The following is a 17,010-nucleotide window of genomic DNA, read 5'->3' as shown; positions in this document are numbered from 1 at the left end:
TCAGCGCTCCTCCATGATCTCGAAGGCGATGTTCAGCGGCGTGATGGCGTCACCGATCGCCATGCGGATGTGGCTGTCTGCCAGCGCCCCCTTGGCTGTACGAACCGTTTCCCGTAGCGTGTCCAGCCGCTGCTGCGCATGGTCCAGCACGCTGAGCAGCTCTTCTCTGGTTTGGTCATTGAGGTTTGCCATGGGAACTCACTCGCAAAAGGATGTGGAAGACCTGATCGAACGCCTGCAGGTCCGGCACGAAAAACTGGTCGAGGTGATGCGTGGCCGTGAGACAGAGCGCCTAACCGGCAGCGGCATGCAAACTGGCATTGCGATCAGTGCCAGGGACATCCGCTTCGCTGTCGATGACGTGGTCACCGCGCTCAAGGAAGTTCGCGGCCGACTGGGCAAGGAATAGCCGCCGCTGCTCATGGTTGAAACCTCGGCAGAAGTCCAGGACCTTGGTCCTGGTCGAACTTGTCCACGCCGGGGGCGTTCCAGCCGCAGTCTTGGTTTGTGCACTCCGCTTTTACAGGTCTCTCGGTTTGCCAACCCAGGGTGCCCGGGGATCGTTTTTGCACCCGGATTCGGACTCTAGCGTTGCAGGCGGGGCATCTAAGAAGGAGCTTTTTCATGCATTGCCCCCTTCGCTGTGCACCGCGATGACGGCCATCACCTCGCCGTGGCGCTCGGCCATGTACTCCGCGTGGGCCTTGAGGATCAGCTTGGCCTCGTCGCTCTCGATCACACCGTCTTCGAGCGCCTTCTCGATGATCATGTCGACGGCGCCGCGCTTCACCGAGGCGCGCACGGACCGGCTGTAGAGGTCCACGTTGTCCACCGACTCGGGGTCGGGCAGCGGCACGAACATGCCGTTGTACAGCTGGGCCAAGTACTCCGGCAGGTAGGTGGTGTTGGCGTCCTGCTCGAGCACATGCAGCTGCTCGTCGGTCAGCGGCCTGCTGCCGGCGGACTCGTAGGCGTGGTTGTCGAACTTCTTCAGGTCCAGGCCCAGGCGCGTCGCCGCGCACTCCCGTCCCCCGGGGTAGGCGCCGATGATGGCCTGCACCACCTTGCGGCGGCTGTCTAGGATGTTGCGCTTCATCTTCTGGTTTTCCCCCAAACCGACTGCCACTACTGTGAAATCACGCCGTCTTTGATACCCAACAGAATGGCGACGCGGCGCGCCTTGCCGCGGAGGCACTTCTTCTGACCGTTGAGCACGGCGTAGACGGTGCTTTCACCCAGGTCGTTCTTATCGGCCCATTCCCGAACCGTAAGGCCCTGGTCGTAGATGCGCTGACGGGCAGCCTCGCAGGCTTGCTCCGTGGGGTAGGCGTTCGGCATAGTCCACATTCGTGTGATTTCGTGTGATTTGTTGGCGATGATGGTCCCAAAAATAGGGAATGTCAACGCATTGAGGTCCTATTTTCATGACCATAGGCGCACGCCTGAAGGAAGAGCGGCTGAAGATCGGCCTGAACCAGACCGATCTAGCTAAGGAATGTGGTATCTCGAAGAACACCCAACTCGCATACGAGAAGGGCGAGCGAAGCCCCGACGCTGAGTACTTCGTGAAAGCCTCGAAACTTGGACTCGACATGCTGTATGTCGTATTCGGGGTCCGTCAGCCTATTGAGGCCGTGACGACCGAGGAAGCGGACATTCTCCGTTTCTATCGGGCCCTCTCTCCGTCTGATCAAGAATCGGTTCACCGTATGGTGTTCGCGATGTACATAGCCTCCACTGCCAACAAATCGAACTAGGCCACCACGGCGCCGTTGGTCGGTGATGGCACTTTGATTCGAAATGCTCAGACCATCGGATAAGGATTTCCCCTGGTGGCACGTGCCGCCGTGCAGAGAATGGCGTACTCCCGAGGGCTGTTGGACGGTGCCAAGGTGGCATCGGGCGCCCGAGGATGTGAGGGAGTACACCCATGGAGAACAACAAACTGCCTGCACCCACTGCGACCGAGAATTGGCCGCAGCCTGAACGGCTCAGCGCGCAGGAGCACGTGTTGCTGCGACGCTTCCGGCGACTGCAGCCTCAGGACCAGGCGGCGCTATTCAGGCTCATGGATGGACTGGAGAAGCTGGCGGACCTGGAAGGCTGACGAAAAAAAGAAGCCCCGGACAATCCGGGGCTCTTTGCTATTGGGCTGCCGTCTCTGGGGCCGTGATCCGTTCGAAAACCCAGCAGTTGACGCCCTTGCCTTCGATAGCACTGGCGGTATTCCGGCGATGCACGAAGCGCGGGTTTCTGCTCTGGCGGAGTGCCTGCCGCAACTCCGCCCCCACGTCGACGGGTATCTGATGTTTCTTGAACTGGCGCCCCAGCGTGATCAAGTGCAGGGCCAGCCGGCGCGGGTTCTTGGAGTGATTGACCTTTACACCCTGTTGCTCCAGCTGTTCCAGGGCATCCCAGAAGTCGGCTAGCACGTCCGGCACTTCGGGATCGGCCCAGCCAATGCTGTTCAGCTCCGGCGTGGACAAGCCGAGCAGGCGTGAAGCGTGGTCCAGCTGCTGGTGAATCGCCTCCCGCAAGGTGCGGTCGCGGGTGCGGTGTAGCTCCTTGAGCAACGCCAGGCGGTGGCGTGAGACAGCGAGTTGCTGGGTGATGCCAGCAGCGCCTGGGCGCGTAGCAGAACCCTTGCTCCAATAGTCCCAGAGGGCGTCGTCGCATTCGTTCTGGTAGCGGATGATCTTGTCGCGCAGCTCGGGCTTCACCTTGTTGGGGCTGATGGAGTAGAGCCAGGCCGGGAGCTTGCGAAGTGGCAGGCACGTCATATTGCGCAATTTGCCATCCTCGGCAACTGTCACCATTTCGGTGATGGTTGAAGCGAAACGCTCCATCAGCTTCCGATGCTGTACCTGCCACGCCAACCCCATGTTTTCGACCACCGACTTCATCGCCACGAAAGGCTGCTCGGCCTGCCCTACCAGGACAATGGTGTCCTCATAGAAAGGCACCGGAATCAGTTGTTGCGCTGCGCTCATGAGGCCACTCCGTCCTTGAGTCAGGGGTCAGAAGAACACGTCCGCCGGCACGTTGAATCGGTCAGCCAGGGCACGGATGTGGCGCACGTTGAGCTGCCGCTTCCCCGCCAGGATCGCCGACACCACCGACTGCGGGCCTACCTCGGGCAGGTCGTCCTGATGAAGGCCATGCTCCTGCATCAGGAAGCGCAGGACCTCGTGCCCCGGCGCAGCGGGGATCTGGTAATGCTCGGCGTCGTAGGCGCTGATCATGTCGCCGATGCGTGCGGCAAGGCCGGCCAGCGGGTGCCCTTCGACGTCACCGATCTGGTCGAGCAGCTCGTCGAGCGTCTCCACCAGTTCGTCATAGTCGGCCTCGGTCTGCGGCGGGGTCAGCAGCGGGGCGACAAAGCGCCAATGCTCTGCCGCTTGCTTCAGGATTGCGCTCATTGTCCACCTCACTTCCACTGGTTGCGGTCGTACTCTTTGTGATCGAGCACGGCGCGGATGAAGACTTTCTTGAACTGGTAGTCGACCACGGCTATCAGGCGCAGTTTGTTGCCGCCGATGTCGAACACATGCTTGTTGCCGACCTTGTCGACGCTGGGGAAGGCCTGTTTCATCGCGGCGAAGTCGCCCGGCTCCAAGCGGCGCATCAGCCGATACCACGCCTCCAAGGCAGTGGCAGAGTGGGGCCACTTCTGCTGGGCTTCCCAGATGCGCTTTTGGGTGATGACGTGCATGCCTGGCCTTTCATCGCAAATTGCTATGCTCGGTATAGTATGGCAATACCGACGACATAGCAAACTGCGATATTTAGTCGGCAGTAACTCCCGCCTGTAGCCGCTTCCATTCGCGATCCGCTGCACGCTGCGCATTCTTCTTGCTGACGTACAGGTGCCGCAGGCGCCGCGGCCTGGTCTGGTCGCCCGCGGTGACCTTCTTCTCGGCGCCGGTCTTGCCCTCGCGGTAGAAGGCCACGATGCCGGTGTAGTTGCCCGGGTTGTCGGTGGCCAGGTCCTCCACCAGGTCCTGCGGCAGCTTGCTCTCCAGCTCGAGGTTGGTGACGAAGCCCTCGTCGGCGCTCAGCCGGTGCTGGACGTTGCCGCCGTACCAGACGATGGCGTCGATCTCCGGCTTCACGCCCCGCAGGGTGTAGGTGAGCTCGGGGATCAGGTCGGCGCGGCCGCGGGCCAGGTTGTAGCTGAGCGTGGCGCTGCCGCGCTGGAGGCGGCGCCACTCGGACCTGGCGGCGCGCAGCGCACTCTTGAGGTCGCTGTAGGTGTGCCGCAGGTTCTTCAGGTTGTCGCCGCCGCCGGCGATGGCCTCCTTCTTCGTGGCGCTGTTGATGTCGTAGTAGTAGGCGCGCACGCCGTCGTAGCTGTCGCGGTCGGCCAGCAGGTAGCGGTGCCCATCGCCGTCCGCCCGGGTCAGGGTGATGTGTGGCAGGGCCAGGCCGCTGACGCTCTTGCCACCGCCGGCAGGCATGCATACCAGGCACCCGGCCTTCACGCTGGCCACCGCGTCGAAGTCGTCGCCCAGGCGGGTGATCAGGTTGGCGTCGGACTCGTTCGCCTGGTCGAGCTGGGGGATCGCCTGGCCTGCGAGGCTGTCGGCGATGCGCAAGGTGAGCTGGTTGCGCTGTGCGACGTCGCCCAGCACCTGGCCGAGGGTGGTGGCGTGCCAGCTGCGCTCGCGCTTCACCTTCAGCGTCTTGCGCAGGTCCGCACTGCGAGCGCGGATGCTGAGCACGTCGGGCGCGCCGCTGTGCTCCAGCTCGTCGACGGTGTAACTGCCCTTGTCGACGAGCCCGGTGTCGCTCCAGCCGAGCCACAGGTGCAGCGAGGCGCCCTTGCGTGGGATGGCCAACAGCCCGTCGTGGTCGCTGAGGCTGATGCTGAGCTGGTCGGCCTCGATGCCGCGGTTTTCGGTGAGCTCCAGGCTGATCAGCCGGGGGCTGACCAGTCGCGCGATATCAACACCATCCACGGTGAGGCGGAAGATCGGCACCGGGTAGGTGGCGTTGCGCGCCAGCTGGTCGGCGACATCGCCGACGTAGGTGGTGGCCTGGGCAATGGCCTGGGTGAGCAGATCGGTCACAGCAGCCCCCGGATGATGTTGCCGGCCGAGCTGATGGCGCTGCCGATCATGTCGACGCGGCCGTCGTCGATGCGCTTGAGCTCAATGCTGAACTCTATGCGCCGGGCCGCGCCGTCGGGAAAGAAGAGCGTGCGCGTCTCGGTGATCGTCTCGATCACCCACAGGCCCAGCACGCGGCCGCTGCCCTCCACCAGCGACCAGGCCTTGCCGGTGTCCGCCATGGTGCGCAACGCGTCGAGGCTGAGCACGGTGCCGGCCAGCTCGGGCAGCAGTACCCCGGGCAGGGTGATGGCGTCCTCGCCGCGGCCCAGAAACTGGCGCGCCGGCTGCGCGCCGACGCGGTTGGTCGAGGGGTGGCGCCAGTCGGTCTGGCGCTGCATTTCCTGGTAGGCGGCCGTGTGCAGGCTGAACACGAACATGCCGAGGGCGAGCATCATCGCCGGTTACTCCCTGTCGCCCAGGCGCGAGCGCATCCGCGCAGCCTTGCCGCGCTCGCGTTCGTCGAGCATCTGCTCGAGCATGCGGCGCAGCGCTGCTGTATCGGCGCCCTGGCCCGCCTGGATGGTGATGTTGTAGGTGTCGCCCTGGATCACGGCGGGCGCCACGGCCGCGCTGATCGGCGGGCGGTTGTCGATGGCCACCGCCGGCGCCGCGCCGCCCAGCACCAGCGCGCCGGCGGCGGCCAGGCGCTTGCCCAGGTCGCTGATCGCGCCCAGCGGGCCGCTCTGCCCGGCCACCAGCCCCTGCTGCAGGCCGGCCATGGTGAAGCCCCCGAGCTCGGCGAAGACTCGGCTAGGCGAGTGGATGCCGAGCTTCTCCTTGAACCAGCCGATGGTGCTTTCGCCGATGGTGCTGATGGCGGACTTGATCTGGCCGAGGCCGGCCAGCAGGCCGTTGATGAGGCCGCGGACGATCATGTTGCCGAACTCGGTGAACTGCAGCGGCACGTCGAAGCCCAGGTAGCGTGCCAGCTCGGCGAAGGCGCGGTAGACCAGGCCCAGGGGGTTGAAGTTGGCCAGCACCGTGATGATGCCGCCGAAACCGGCGTCGAAGCCGGCCTTGATCTCCGCCCACATGCCCAGCAGGTAGGCCTTGACCTGGTCCCAGTTGGTGTAGATCAGGTAGGCGGCGCCGGCGAGCACCGCCACCACCGCGGCGATGGCCAGTACCAGGGGATTGGCCGCCAGCCCCCACAGGGCGATGCTGGCCATGCGGATGCCAGCGACCAGTGGGCCTAACAGCACGCTGCCCAAGCTCCGCAGCAGCGAGAGAACGACACCGCCCTTGATACCGAACAGCGTCATGCCGTAACGGATGACGGCGAACGGCCCGATCAGGCTAGCGAGGGTGAGAGCCAGCGCCCCGAAGCCCGCCGTGATGCCGCCAATCCACATGGCCATCTTGAGCAGCATGCTGGCAGCGACCGAGTTTTCACGCATCCAGGCCGTTACGTCCTTGATCGACTCGGCGAGCCACTGCAGGGCTGCAACATAGCTGGGCAGCAGCGTATCGCTCATCTGCTTATAAGCGTCGGCACGCTTCGCCAACAGCTCCAGCTCCTTACCCTGCGCAGTGTTCATCCCCTTCTCGTACAGTTCGTCGATGCCGGCGGCGCCCATGTTGAGCTTCTGGTTTTTGGCAATCTGCGCCTGTTGCAAGTACATCTGCGAGAAGAGGTTCGATGCGGTGCGATTGGAGAAGATGCTACCGATGGTATCGAGCACCTGGCCCTTCTCCGTGATGCCCTTGGCCGCGAGTTGCGGCAACAGCACTTTCTGCATCCACTCGAACTGGTTGGAGCGGAACAGGTCACTGCCCTTGATGGCGCCGACGTCAAGGAAGGCAATCTGGCCGGCCTTGTCGTACTTGAGCTTGTTCGGGTCGACCAGGCCGAGCTGCTCCAGGTTATTGGCGGCGCGCTTAGTCGTACGGCCCTGGTAGAGGTTCTGGTACGCGCTCATCAGTGCTGTACCGACGCGGTTGCCACCCATCTCCTGTACCAGCGGCTCGAGCTGGTAGTAGAACGCCTCGTCCTGCAGGCCCTTGGCAGCCAGCCCGCCGGTCTTAATGACGTTGAGCCACTCGTTTGGACCGACACGGCCCCCGGTAGCGGTCAGCACCTTCTGGACGATGTTGGCCTGCTTACGGAACTCTTCCTCGCTGGACAACCCGCCGCGCAGCTCGATGACCTTGAGCATGTCCATGAACTTGCGTTCGTTCTCGCTCCCATCCTCCTCGCCGTACATGGCCTCGTTGGCAAACTTCATCTTGGCCAACATGGGCGCGACCATCTGGGCGTGGTGTTCGTCGGCGAACACCGTCATGGCGTCGCGTACCAGGGTGAGGTTGTCGGTGGCACTGGTGCCGTAGGTCTTCATCGCCTTGGCGAACTTGATGGCGTCGGCGGTGGCGTGGTCGCCAAGGCCCAAGGCCGCTACCCTGCTTTCTTCCAGGGTGAAGTGCTTGCCCTCCTGAATCGGGGCGTACAGGCCTCGGCCAATGCCGTAGGCCGCGGCGGATGCTCCGGCGCCGGCCATAGCAGCCTTGCCGGCCACGCCGCGCGTGCGCTCCATATTGGCCCTGGCCCTCGAAATGATCCGCTCTCGCTCTGCGAGTTGGCGCAGGCGGGCCTCCCGCTGCTGGATGGCTCGGGTGGTCTCCGTGATCTGGGTTCGGAGCGCGCGCTCGCCCGCCTGGAAGTTGCGGGTGTCGATGCCGGCGGCAGCCAGCTTGGTGCGCAGCTGCTGCACGGACTGGGCTTGGCTGTCGTGCTGTAGCTTCAGCCGATGGGACTCACGGACGGCACGCTGGTAGTCGCGGGTCATGGCTCGTGTGGGTGGGCCGGCGGCGCCCATCGCCCGGGCCAGCTCGGCGATCTTCGCCTGGTTGGCCGCCATGGCTCGGCTGGTCTGCTCAAGCGCACTGCGCTGGGTGCGCCAGGCGCTGACGTCCTTCTGCTGGGAGTTCAGTCCCTTGAGTTGGTCCCGCGCGGCTTTGAGGGCTTTGGCGGTTTCCCCGCTGCCCTGGGTGATCTTCTTCAGCGGGCCCAGGGCCTTGTCGATCACGTTGAGCAGCACGCGCAGCCGCAGGTCATTCGCCATCGCTGGAGCTCCGTTGCCTGGCGCGTTCGCGCCACTCCATCAGTTCCGAGACGGGCAGCCGGTCCATGTCGGCCGGCGCCCAGTGAAAGACCACGGCCAGGTCGGCCATGGCGTCTTCTACGCGAGCAGGAAGGCCGCCTGGTCCCGCTTCTGCAGCAAAAAACCGCTGATCTTCGCCCCGCAAGCCATCAGGTCGGCCGGGTCCATGGCGGCGGCCTCGGGCTCGGTGACGCCGGGGGTGCTGATGCGCGGCAGCAGCTTCATCAGGCTGGCCACGTCCATCTGCAGCAGGTTGGCCATGTGCAGGCCGCGCAGCTCGCCGGCGGCCGGCTTGCGCAGGGTGATGCGGTCGATGGTGGTGTTGCCGCGCTTGATCGGGGTGTCGAGGACTACGACGTTGTCGGGGATGGCCTCGTCCTGCAGGTCGGCGGCTTGGTTGTCGGCTGGCTGTTCGGGGGTTTGCATGGGAGCTCCTTGGAAGAGAGCCGGCGGCGCGGGAGCGCACGCCGGCGGGGGCTGGCCGTCGCCGGCCGAGGGTTAGATGCCGAGGGCGGCGCGCTGCTCGGCGAGCATGTCGACGCCGTCGATGACCTCGATGAAGTTGAGCAGGTCGATCTCGACCAGCACCTGGCCGTCGACGGTCAGCTTGTAGTAGCTGCAGGTGGTGGTGATCTTGTGCTCGGTGTCCTCGCCGGGCTTGGACTCGCCGAAGTCGATCTCTTCGTGCCGGCCGCGGACCACCACCTCGACCGCCGAGGTGGCGGCAGAGTCGTCCTGCTGGTAAGCGCCGGCGAAACGCAGCATCACGCCGTCGGCCTTGGTGGCGCCGAACTGGCGGATGGCGATCAGGTCCAGGCCGCCAAGGGTCCACTCCAGCTGCAGGCCGTCGTCGCTCATGCCCAGGTCGGCCTTCACCGGCCCGTTCATGCCGCCGCCGCGGTGGGCCTCCATCTTGCGGGCCAGCTTGGGCAGGGTGACGCCCTTGGCGACGGCGAGGTAGCTGTTGCCGTCGTTGAACAGATTCATGTTCTTGAGTTTGCGGGGCATGGCCATGGTTGGGCGCTCCGTGATTCAGGCCGCCCCGTCAGCCGCTGACGCGGCTGGCGAAGTCGACGAGGTAGGTGTCGGTGATGCGCTGCTGGAACGTGAGGTCTTCCAGCGGCGGCACGGGGGTGTAGTCGTAGCTGATGCGCAGCTTGCCGGCCTTGAGGGTGTCCTTGTCGTTCACCGTCTCGTCGTACCAGGCCTGGCCGTCGATGATCAGGCCCAGGCCTTTCAGCTCGCGCATCTTGGCGTTCACGCCCTCGATGATGTCGCGGGCCAGGGACGGGTGCAGGGGTTTGTCCACGGCCCACAGGTGGGCCTCGGCCATGGTGTCGGCCAGCACCTGGGCGGTGCGGGTGTAGCTTTCGAACGCGAACAGCGGATCCGCCGAGCAGGTGCGCGAGCCCCAGAAGCGGAACCCGCTCTGGTTGATGAGGGTGGTGACGTTGGCCTCGTTGAGGTAGTCGGCGTCGGTGCCGGTGGACTGCAGGTCCCAGAACACGTCGGCGCTGATACCGGTCACCCCGTTGACGGCGACGTTGGACAGCGTCTTATGCCAGCCGACGTCGTTGTCGAGCTTGGCGCGCAGGCCCAGGGCCACGGCGACAGCCGGCGCGGTCTTGGTGGTCGCGCTGGCGGTGTCGAAGCGCTGGAAGTCCGGCCAGATCACCATGACCTCGCGGGCGCCGAAGTTCTCGGCGTAGGTGGTCGCCTCCTCCTTGGTCTTGGCGCCGTCCGCGGACACGTAGGCGAAGGCGCGCAGCTTCTGCGCCAGGGTCACCAGGGCGGTGGCCACCGCCTGGCTGTCGAGGCCGGGCGCCCCCAGGATGCGCGGCTTGACGTTCAGCTTGGCCTGGGCGGCCAGCAGCGCCTGCATGCCGGTGTACTTGCCGTCGGCCGTGACGGTGCCGATGACGGCCGCGCTGGTTGCGGCGGCGTCCTGGCCTTCCTTGACGCGCACGACAACGGTCATGGCGTTGGCCTGGTCTGCGATGGCCTGAAGGCTGGCGGCCAGGGTGCCGTCGACGCCGGCCTTGCCGATGGCGCTCTGCGGGTTGGTCAGGAGCACGGGGGTGTCGAGCGGGAACTGCGAGGCGTCGGCGTCCTCGGCAGTGGCCACCAGGCCGATGATGGCGGTGGCGACGGTGCGAATCGGTCGAGTGCCTTCGTTGATCTCGACGACACGGACACCGTGGTGATACTGGTCTGCTGCCATGGGAGTGCCTGCGCAGGTGGGTGGATGACACTGCACAGGCTGCCGCGCGCGCGCGTCCGCTGCGACCGCGCGGCGTTGTACCGCGGGCCGCTACAAGGCGTTGTCGGTGTTCAGCAGCGCGGCGACGTCCGGGTTCTGCGCGAGGAACTCGGTCAGCTTGGCCACGGGATCGGGCGCGGCGGCCGGTTCCGGGCGGTTCACCAGGTCCCAGTCGGCGCCGTTGAAGCGTGGCCAGCGGTCCTCGGGCACCTCGGCCGGCGGCGCCACCAGGGTGCAGCGTGCCGGCAGCAGGTAGACGCCCGGCTCGAGCGGCGACTCGTCCGCCTCGGTGGTGCCGACCAGCAGGCCGGCGGTGTCGAACTGGTACGCGAGCATTTGCCCTCCTAGTACTTGATGCAGACCAGCAGCGCGACGTTGCGCGGCCGGGTCTCCGCGCTGCCGGTGCTGCCGACGGTGATGCTGTGGCTGTGGGTGCCGCCGGAGGCGATGGACAGGTTGTGGCTGTGGGCGCCCCCGTTGCCTACGGACACGCCGTGGGTGTGATCCCCTGCAGCCGAGACGCTGACGTTGTGCGTGTGCTGACCGGCGGCCGAAGTGGTGTTCGTCGAGCCTGACTGCATGACGGAGTTGGGACCAGACGCACCTTGGCCGATACCTGGCGAACCCATCGCGGTATGGCTGTGGTTCCCCTGGGGGTCGGTCGACGCAGCATGCGAATGGTTGCCGGCGGCGGCGGTACTCGCCGCGTGGTTGTGTGCGCCATCGGTGGTAGCCGTACCCGTGTGGGTGTGGCTGCCCCCATCTGCCGCTGTCGCGGTGTGGGTGTGGCTCTGCACCGCGCCGGTCTGCGAGCTGCCCAGCGCGCGGCCGCCGTCGACGCCGCGGCCATCGTCCCAGCCGCGGATGAACTCGCCGCGCAGGTCCGGCAGGTTGAAGGTGTTGAAGCCATCGCCGGCGCCGTAGGTGGTGCCAATGGCTGCGAACAGATCGGCATAGGCGGTGCGGCTGACGGCGGCGCCGTTGGCCTTGAGCCAGCCAGTGGGCGCCGCGCTGCGCGCGAAGGATGCCACCAGGCCGGCGGGCGCCATGGTCCGCGTTTCCGACTTGCTGAAGACGTCGAGGTTGGTCCGGGCGGCGGCCTTGTCGATCACGTCCGCCAGGTTGTTCCCACGCTCCAGCGGAGCCGGCGCGCTGCCGGCCGGCTCGTTGTTCACCAGGGTGATTCGGGTGTTCGCGGCGTAGCTCTTCCCCAGCTTGAGCCGGGTGGGGATATTCGCGTCAGGCTGCCACTCGTCGGCGCCGGTCCCCTTATCCAGGCGCAGGCCGGCCACGTAGACCGCCAGGCCGTAGGTGGTGGTGACGGTGAGGTCGACGGTGGTCTGGCTCGCCGCCAGCAGCTGCTTCTCGGCCACGGTGTCGACCGTGACGTTGATGCCTGCCATGTCCTTCCATTCGTAGTCGCCGTCGGCGTTGCTCGCCTTGCCCAGGAACTGGGTAACGGTGCCGCCCGGGATGATCTGCGCGGCCTTCACATTGGTCAGCACCCACTGCTGGGAGGCCACGGCGATGGCCGGGTCGACCTGCAGGGTGATGACCTGGGCGTTGCTGACCATGAAGTCGACGCGCACCACGACGTCGGAGAAGGCGCCCTCGTCGGCGGTGGGCTTGTAGGTGTCTGGCAGGGTGCCGACCACGAACATGGCGCCGTGGCTGTCGAAGACGGCGACCTCGCGCATGGTGAAGCCGCCGACGTTCGCGGGGACCACCAGTTCGGCGGTGAAGCGCTTCGGGTCGGTGGGCGACTGGTACACGCGGTTGACCGCCGCCCGGTAGCGCTCGCGCACCAGCTGGGTGTCGGTCTCCTGCGGGTCGGTCGGGTTGCCGTTACCGTCACCCACGGCCATGGTGGGCAGGTTGATCAGCGCCCCAGCGGCTTCCGCCTGGGCCATGGACGTCAGGCCGTAGAGGGTGTGGATCGTCTTGAACAGCATGGGGAATCCCTCGTTGGTCTTCGGTCAGGCCCAGACGCGCCAGGGCGTGACGGGCTCGGCTTCGATGACGCCCTCGGGCCAGTCGATAAGAGCCTCGGATCGGACGTTGGCGTAGTAGCCGGTGCGCGGCTGTGGGGCTTCGCCTTCGGCCGCCGGTGGGTCGTACCAGGTGCCGATGATGTCGATGGCCACCCCATCCGCGGGGATCAGGTGGCCGTCCGTGTCCTGGGCGGCGCCGGAGGCGATGAGGGTGGTGCGCATGGCGGCCTCGTCGGCCACCCGGATGAAGTAGTCGATCATGCGGTCATGGCCTGTAGTTCGGCGTTGGAGAGGCGGCGGGGAACGTAGCGGATGCGACGCAAATGGCCGTTGAAATAGGCGGAAGTCACGGACGCGCGCCCCATCGCCAGTTGGCTTACCACTGGCACCTGGCTGGTCACGTCCTCCGTCCCCAGTAGGCCATCTACCGCCGCTTGTACGCTGTCCGCAGCCCATGCACCGGCCGCTTTACGCACCACTCCAGCAACAACTGGAGCGCCAACGGCGATCGACGCCTGCTGGGCGGCCGCGACGAAGATGTCGAAAAGTGGCTTGCTTGAGTCCGATCGTTGCCGGATGAGGTTGGTACCGCTGCCTTGGAGCACCCAGACTGGCGCGTTGTAGGTGGTCCCAATGACGGACCATTCGACGAACATTGTGCCCGCTGTTGCATTGAGCCATGGGCTAAGCATATTCACGCTCGCCAAGTCCGCTGCTCGGGTTACCTGCGAGCCAGTGGTGGGGATGTAGCTGGTGGGAAAACTACCAACTTCAATCTGAGGCTGCCCATAGGTCAATGTTCCAGTGGTGGCATTATTACGCGTAATGCTCCCATCAGTATTCCATGCAGGGTAACAGCGCATACCGGCATAAGTAGTATCACCGTCCATCTGGACAGCCATCCAGACACGCCAAGAAGTTCCATGATCGAATACTCCAGCAGCAATTACACCGGAAGTTGACGTAGCAGTTATTACCCCTGTATTGGGATTGAAGATAACAGAGCGGCCTATGATAGTTGGCCCGTACGCAATACCAATGGCGCCGAAGTGTGGAGCACCCACAGTCTTCTTCACTGATACCGATGCACAAAGAATGGTGTTGGGTGTGGTAGCGACGTTCTGATACCAAAAGTCATCGTTATTTGAGCTATCGATCAGATCGATGAAGTTTGCCAACCCCATATTGAACGCGGAGGCAGTACGAGTCAGCCCTCCATTGAGAGAACCATAGGTGAGCATGTTCTCGCTGTTGGTGTAGAGGTTGGTTCTTTGCTCCTCTATCAGCAAACCGCGCAATACCCGCGTGACCGGGTCGTAGTCGAAGCGGGGCTGGTTGGCAGCGACCATTTCGTACAGGCCCTGCGCGTTGAAGCGGCCTCCTGCACTGTTGCGCGTGTGCGTGATCAGGTCAGCATATGCCTTGGATACTTGAGCCATGGCGAGCCCTCAGAAGGTGGACAAGGCGACGCGGCGCCAGGTGTTGGTGGCGACAGCGACGTAGAGGTAAGTGGTGCTGAGTGCGACGTCGCCAGGGGTGCCGGCCGACGCACTGGTCGCCGGCACCGAGACGAGCCGCAGGTCCTGGCTCTTGATGAAGACCAGCGGGCTTTCCGCTACCGAGTACGCGCCGGCGATGAAGTCGAGCACCAGGGATTCGCCCGACGGGGTGAGCGTCCGATACCAGGCCGACCGACCGCCGCGGGTCTCGTCGGCCAGCACGCGCACGATGACGCCGCTGGCCAGGTTCCAGACGTCGGCCATGGCATCGGCGTAGGTGGCGTAGTTCTTCTGCAGCTTGGCCAGGTCGGCGGCGTCCTGGGCCACCTGGCTGTATGCCTGGGACACCGCGGCGGCACTCTGCGCAGCGCTGATGCTCTCGGCGACGTCGCAGCACTGGATGCGCACGGTATAGCTGCGCCCGGGCACGCTGACGGTGAGGTCGTAGGTCCCATTCGGCGCGGCGAACTGCAGCAGGCCATCGGCCGTGGCGGCGAAGGGGTTCGCCAGATCGGCGCCGGCGGCGTCCTTCAGGCCGCTGGCCAGGGTGGTGCTCCCGGGCAGGAATAGCGCAGCCGTGGCTCCAGGCAGGATGTCGCCGTTGGCGTTCTGGGCGAAGTAGTTCTTGAGCTCCATGGCTGTCCTCAGACCGTGACGGTGCCGTAGACCGGCAGGGCGAATTCGTTGATGACCAGGCGCGGCTTCTGGTAGCCGCTGACGCTGAGGTCGCTGCCGAGGGTGGTCACCGTAGCGACCGTCAGCTCGGCCTGGCTGGTGACGGTGAGCAGCACCGTCTCGAGCTGCGAGCGCAGGTTCTTGGTGTTGGCCACCACCTCGAGCACCTTGACCAGGTCGGCCTTCGTCAGGGCGCCCTGGTCAACATCCAGCAGCAGGCGGAAGGTGTAGGGCTGGCCAGCAGGCGTCTGGTTGAACCACTCCTGCACGCGCACCGGTAGGCCCAGGGCGCCCAGTGCCCTACGCACGGCGCCGATGGTGCCCTTGATGCGCTGCACGGCCAGCGCCTGCTTCACGGTGTCGCGCTTCTGACGCTCCGACCAGGCGTCGGACCAGTCGTCTACGGACCAGGCCCAGGCCAGCCAGGGCAGCAGGTTCAGCGGGCAGGTTTCCGGGTTCCACAGGCTGCGCAGGATCACCGGCAGGTCGGTGGCCTGCACGCCGACCTGCGCCGCGGCGCGCTCGAGCGCGGTGGAGTTCGACGGCAGCAGGTTAGACATCGGTGTTCCCCGCGACGGTGACGGTGATGCCGGTGCAGTAGCTGGCTTCGCCGTCACCGATCACCAGGTTGGCGGTGGGGTTGGTCAGGTTCACCCGTTGCACGCCCGGCTGGTGCAGCGCCGCGTAGATGCCCGACAGGGTCACGTCGCGGCGCATCGCGTGTTGCGCGGCGGCATAGGCCTGCGCGGCCTGCAGGGCTGCATCGCGCACGACGGCCGAGTCAGGCCCGGGCAGCATTACCAGCTCGGCGACGATGCTGTAGTTGACGATGCTGGCCGACTGCACGGTGACCTTGTCCGTCATGGGGCGCACGGTATCGACGTTGAGTGCGGCGGCGACGGCCGCGAGCAGCTGCTCGGACGCCTGGCCGTTGCCGGTGCGGGACAGCACGTAGACGGTCACCGAGCCCGGCAGCGGGCTGATGGCGTTGATGTCGGCGACGTCCGCGGCCGCGGTCAGGCCGTGGAAGATGTACGACTCCGTGCTGCCGGCAGTGGTGTAGCCCTCGGGGGAAAGCTGGATGCGCCGGCGGAAGTCCTCGTCCGACTCGTAGACCGGCGCCCGGGGCGGCACGGCCTGGCTGTCGCCGGCGTCGATGAGCAGGCGCTCGACGTTGTAGTTCGCCCCGATCTGGTCGAGATCGCCGTTGACGGCGTAGGCCAGCAGCACGGCGCGCGCCGCGTCGTTCACACGTTGCCGCAGCACCAGTTCGCGGTAGGCGCTTTCCTCGAGCAGCTTGGTCAGCGGCTCGGACTCCAGGGCCAGGCGGTTGGCCAGCTCCTGCTGCTGGTCGGTCGGCCACAGCGCCAGGAAGGCCGCCTTGCGCTCGGCGAGGATGGTCTCGTAGTCCAGGGCCTCGAGGACTTCGGGGAATGGCAGCCGGGAGAGGTCGATGGCGTTCACTGGCTGGCTCCGAGCTTGAGGGGGATGGCGAGGCTCAGCGGCTCATTGGCGTCAACGAGGGTGGCATCGAGGACCAGCTCGACCTGGCCGGCCAGGGTGACGTCGCTCAGCTGCACGCTGCTGATGCGGATACGGGGTTCCCAGCGCATCAGTGCGGTGGTGATGGCCGCGTAGGCCCGCAGGCGGGTGGTGGCGTTCACCGGCTGGTCGATCAGGTCAGGCAGTTGGCTGCCGTAATCGCGGCGCATGACGCGAGTGCCCAGGCGGGTGGTGATGATGTCGGCGATGGACTGCCGGATGTGATCGGTGAGGGCCAGGGTGCTGCCGGTTTCGCGGTTCATTGCGGCAGCCCCGTCTGGCCGCCACCCTGCTGGACGCCGCCGTGCTTGTGTTGCACCAGGCTGATGCCGGCGGCCACCACGTCCTGGGTGACCGTGACCTTGCCGGTGACGGTCTGGCTGCCGGTCTGGATCAGGTCGCCGTCGAGGGTGAGGTCGCCGGCCAGGTGGATGCCACCGGTGCTGATCAGCAGTGTGGTGCCGTCGGCAGGCAGCTGCGCGTGCAGGTGGTGTTCCTGGCTGTCGTACTCGATCACCGCGCCGTCGGCGTAGGTGCGGCGGTGCAGGCCGGCGCGGTTGCCGTTCGCGGGCAGTTGGTCGCTGAACAGGCCGACCAGGGCCACGCCGTTGGCGGTCTGGCCGGACGGGCTGAGCAGCAGCACCTGCTCGCCAACGGTCGGCGGATCCCACTCGCGGTCGGCGCCGGCGCGCGGAGCCAGCCAGGGCAGCCAGCCGGTGAGCAGGTCACCGGTCCGCACGCGTACGCGGGCATTGGCCAGGTCGATTTCGGCGATGGTGCCGATGCGGACGAGGTTCTCGATGAGGCGGGCGAGTTCGGCGTAGTCGTTCATGG

At 65.8% G+C, this 17,010-nt stretch carries 25 protein-coding genes; 3 read left to right on the top strand and 22 right to left on the bottom strand.

The window, feature by feature from the left end:
• Window positions 1–192: a hypothetical protein gene (locus BM060_RS11570; protein ID WP_074980229.1), complete on the bottom strand. Its 192-nt coding sequence runs from the start codon at window positions 190–192 to the stop codon at window positions 1–3.
• Here BM060_RS11570 and BM060_RS11565 point away from each other — a divergent pair.
• Complete coding sequence (locus BM060_RS11565; RefSeq protein WP_074980226.1) at window positions 191–409, top strand: hypothetical protein; 219 nt, start codon at window positions 191–193, stop codon at window positions 407–409. The genes BM060_RS11570 and BM060_RS11565 overlap by 2 nt on opposite strands.
• Window positions 410–622: 213 nt before the next feature.
• Here the strand turns inward: BM060_RS11565 and BM060_RS11560 are convergent, their stop codons facing one another.
• Both BM060_RS11560 and BM060_RS11555 read right to left on the bottom strand, forming a co-directional pair.
• On the bottom strand, window positions 623–1,096 hold the full coding sequence (locus BM060_RS11560; protein ID WP_074980224.1) for a YmfL family putative regulatory protein: 474 nt from the start codon (window positions 1,094–1,096) through the stop codon (window positions 623–625).
• 29 nt (window positions 1,097–1,125) lie between these two features.
• Window positions 1,126–1,338, bottom strand: a complete 213-nt coding sequence (locus BM060_RS11555) for a helix-turn-helix domain-containing protein (RefSeq protein WP_074980362.1) — start codon at window positions 1,336–1,338, stop codon at window positions 1,126–1,128.
• A gap of 86 nt (window positions 1,339–1,424) precedes the next feature.
• Here BM060_RS11555 and BM060_RS11550 point away from each other — a divergent pair, with 86 nt between their 5' ends.
• The gene (locus tag BM060_RS11550; protein ID WP_074980222.1) at window positions 1,425–1,757 is read left to right on the top strand and encodes a helix-turn-helix domain-containing protein; all 333 of its coding nucleotides are present in this window, start codon (window positions 1,425–1,427) and stop codon (window positions 1,755–1,757) included.
• Window positions 1,758–1,930: 173 nt separating this feature from the next.
• Window positions 1,931–2,107: a hypothetical protein gene (locus BM060_RS32930; protein WP_159458833.1), complete on the top strand. Its 177-nt coding sequence runs from the start codon at window positions 1,931–1,933 to the stop codon at window positions 2,105–2,107.
• A 37-nt stretch (window positions 2,108–2,144) separates the two neighbouring features.
• Here the strand turns inward: BM060_RS32930 and BM060_RS11545 are convergent, their stop codons facing one another.
• From BM060_RS11545 to BM060_RS11455, 19 genes are all read right to left on the bottom strand, one after another.
• A complete protein-coding gene (locus BM060_RS11545) occupies window positions 2,145–2,990 on the bottom strand; it encodes a phage antirepressor N-terminal domain-containing protein (protein ID WP_074980220.1) in 846 nt (281 codons plus the stop codon).
• 27 nt (window positions 2,991–3,017) lie between these two features.
• Complete coding sequence (locus tag BM060_RS11540) at window positions 3,018–3,419, bottom strand: helix-turn-helix domain-containing protein (RefSeq protein ID WP_074980218.1); 402 nt, start codon at window positions 3,417–3,419, stop codon at window positions 3,018–3,020.
• A gap of 8 nt (window positions 3,420–3,427) precedes the next feature.
• A complete protein-coding gene (locus BM060_RS11535) occupies window positions 3,428–3,712 on the bottom strand; it encodes a type II toxin-antitoxin system HigB family toxin (RefSeq protein WP_074980216.1) in 285 nt (94 codons plus the stop codon).
• Window positions 3,713–3,785: 73 nt separating this feature from the next.
• Entirely contained in the window at window positions 3,786–5,060 is a 1,275-nt protein-coding gene (locus BM060_RS11530; RefSeq protein WP_074980361.1) for a phage late control D family protein, read from the bottom strand.
• A gap of 5 nt (window positions 5,061–5,065) precedes the next feature.
• Window positions 5,066–5,506, bottom strand: a complete 441-nt coding sequence (locus BM060_RS11525; protein WP_074980214.1) for a phage tail protein — start codon at window positions 5,504–5,506, stop codon at window positions 5,066–5,068.
• Window positions 5,507–5,512: 6 nt separating this feature from the next.
• Window positions 5,513–8,170 carry a phage tail tape measure protein gene (locus BM060_RS11520; RefSeq protein WP_074980212.1) on the bottom strand — a complete coding sequence of 886 codons (2,658 nt, stop codon included), beginning with the start codon at window positions 8,168–8,170 and terminating at the stop codon, window positions 5,513–5,515.
• Window positions 8,160–8,279: a GpE family phage tail protein gene (locus BM060_RS11515; protein WP_074980210.1), complete on the bottom strand. Its 120-nt coding sequence runs from the start codon at window positions 8,277–8,279 to the stop codon at window positions 8,160–8,162. Before BM060_RS11515 ends, BM060_RS11520 begins: the two co-directional genes overlap by 11 nt.
• 8 nt (window positions 8,280–8,287) lie before the next feature.
• The gene (locus BM060_RS11510; RefSeq protein WP_074980208.1) at window positions 8,288–8,635 is read right to left on the bottom strand and encodes a phage tail assembly protein; all 348 of its coding nucleotides are present in this window, start codon (window positions 8,633–8,635) and stop codon (window positions 8,288–8,290) included.
• Window positions 8,636–8,707: 72 nt separating this feature from the next.
• Window positions 8,708–9,223: a phage major tail tube protein gene (locus BM060_RS11505; protein ID WP_074980206.1), complete on the bottom strand. Its 516-nt coding sequence runs from the start codon at window positions 9,221–9,223 to the stop codon at window positions 8,708–8,710.
• Window positions 9,224–9,254: 31 nt separating this feature from the next.
• Window positions 9,255–10,430, bottom strand: coding sequence for a phage tail sheath protein (locus BM060_RS11500; protein ID WP_074980204.1), 1,176 nt, complete (start codon window positions 10,428–10,430; stop codon window positions 9,255–9,257).
• Between the two features lie 90 nt (window positions 10,431–10,520).
• Window positions 10,521–10,805: a phage tail protein gene (locus BM060_RS11495; RefSeq protein WP_074980202.1), complete on the bottom strand. Its 285-nt coding sequence runs from the start codon at window positions 10,803–10,805 to the stop codon at window positions 10,521–10,523.
• A gap of 8 nt (window positions 10,806–10,813) precedes the next feature.
• A complete protein-coding gene (locus BM060_RS11490) occupies window positions 10,814–12,421 on the bottom strand; it encodes a phage tail-collar fiber domain-containing protein (RefSeq protein WP_074980200.1) in 1,608 nt (535 codons plus the stop codon).
• A 24-nt stretch (window positions 12,422–12,445) separates the two neighbouring features.
• A complete protein-coding gene (locus BM060_RS11485) occupies window positions 12,446–12,721 on the bottom strand; it encodes a hypothetical protein (protein WP_074980198.1) in 276 nt (91 codons plus the stop codon).
• Window positions 12,718–13,899, bottom strand: a complete 1,182-nt coding sequence (locus BM060_RS32330; RefSeq protein ID WP_135500010.1) for a phage head spike fiber domain-containing protein — start codon at window positions 13,897–13,899, stop codon at window positions 12,718–12,720. Before BM060_RS32330 ends, BM060_RS11485 begins: the two co-directional genes overlap by 4 nt.
• Before the next feature lie 9 nt (window positions 13,900–13,908).
• Window positions 13,909–14,595 (bottom strand): hypothetical protein, encoded by a 687-nt coding sequence (locus tag BM060_RS11475; protein ID WP_074980193.1) that lies wholly within the window; start codon window positions 14,593–14,595, stop codon window positions 13,909–13,911.
• Between the two features lie 8 nt (window positions 14,596–14,603).
• On the bottom strand, window positions 14,604–15,194 hold the full coding sequence (locus BM060_RS11470) for a phage tail protein I (protein WP_074980191.1): 591 nt from the start codon (window positions 15,192–15,194) through the stop codon (window positions 14,604–14,606).
• Window positions 15,187–16,098, bottom strand: coding sequence for a baseplate assembly protein (locus BM060_RS11465; protein ID WP_074980189.1), 912 nt, complete (start codon window positions 16,096–16,098; stop codon window positions 15,187–15,189). The genes BM060_RS11470 and BM060_RS11465 overlap by 8 nt, the downstream gene beginning before the upstream one ends.
• Entirely contained in the window at window positions 16,095–16,439 is a 345-nt protein-coding gene (locus BM060_RS11460; RefSeq protein ID WP_074980187.1) for a GPW/gp25 family protein, read from the bottom strand. Before BM060_RS11460 ends, BM060_RS11465 begins: the two co-directional genes overlap by 4 nt.
• A complete protein-coding gene (locus BM060_RS11455) occupies window positions 16,436–17,008 on the bottom strand; it encodes a phage baseplate assembly protein V (protein WP_074980184.1) in 573 nt (190 codons plus the stop codon). Before BM060_RS11455 ends, BM060_RS11460 begins: the two co-directional genes overlap by 4 nt.
• Window positions 17,009–17,010 lie beyond the last annotated feature (2 nt).

It is taken from the genome of Pseudomonas citronellolis (assembly GCF_900112375.1).
GTDB classification, from domain to species: Bacteria; Pseudomonadota; Gammaproteobacteria; order Pseudomonadales; family Pseudomonadaceae; genus Pseudomonas; species Pseudomonas citronellolis.
The sequence above is the reverse complement of the archived record's forward strand: the minus strand, read 5'-3'. Positions and strand labels throughout refer to the sequence as shown.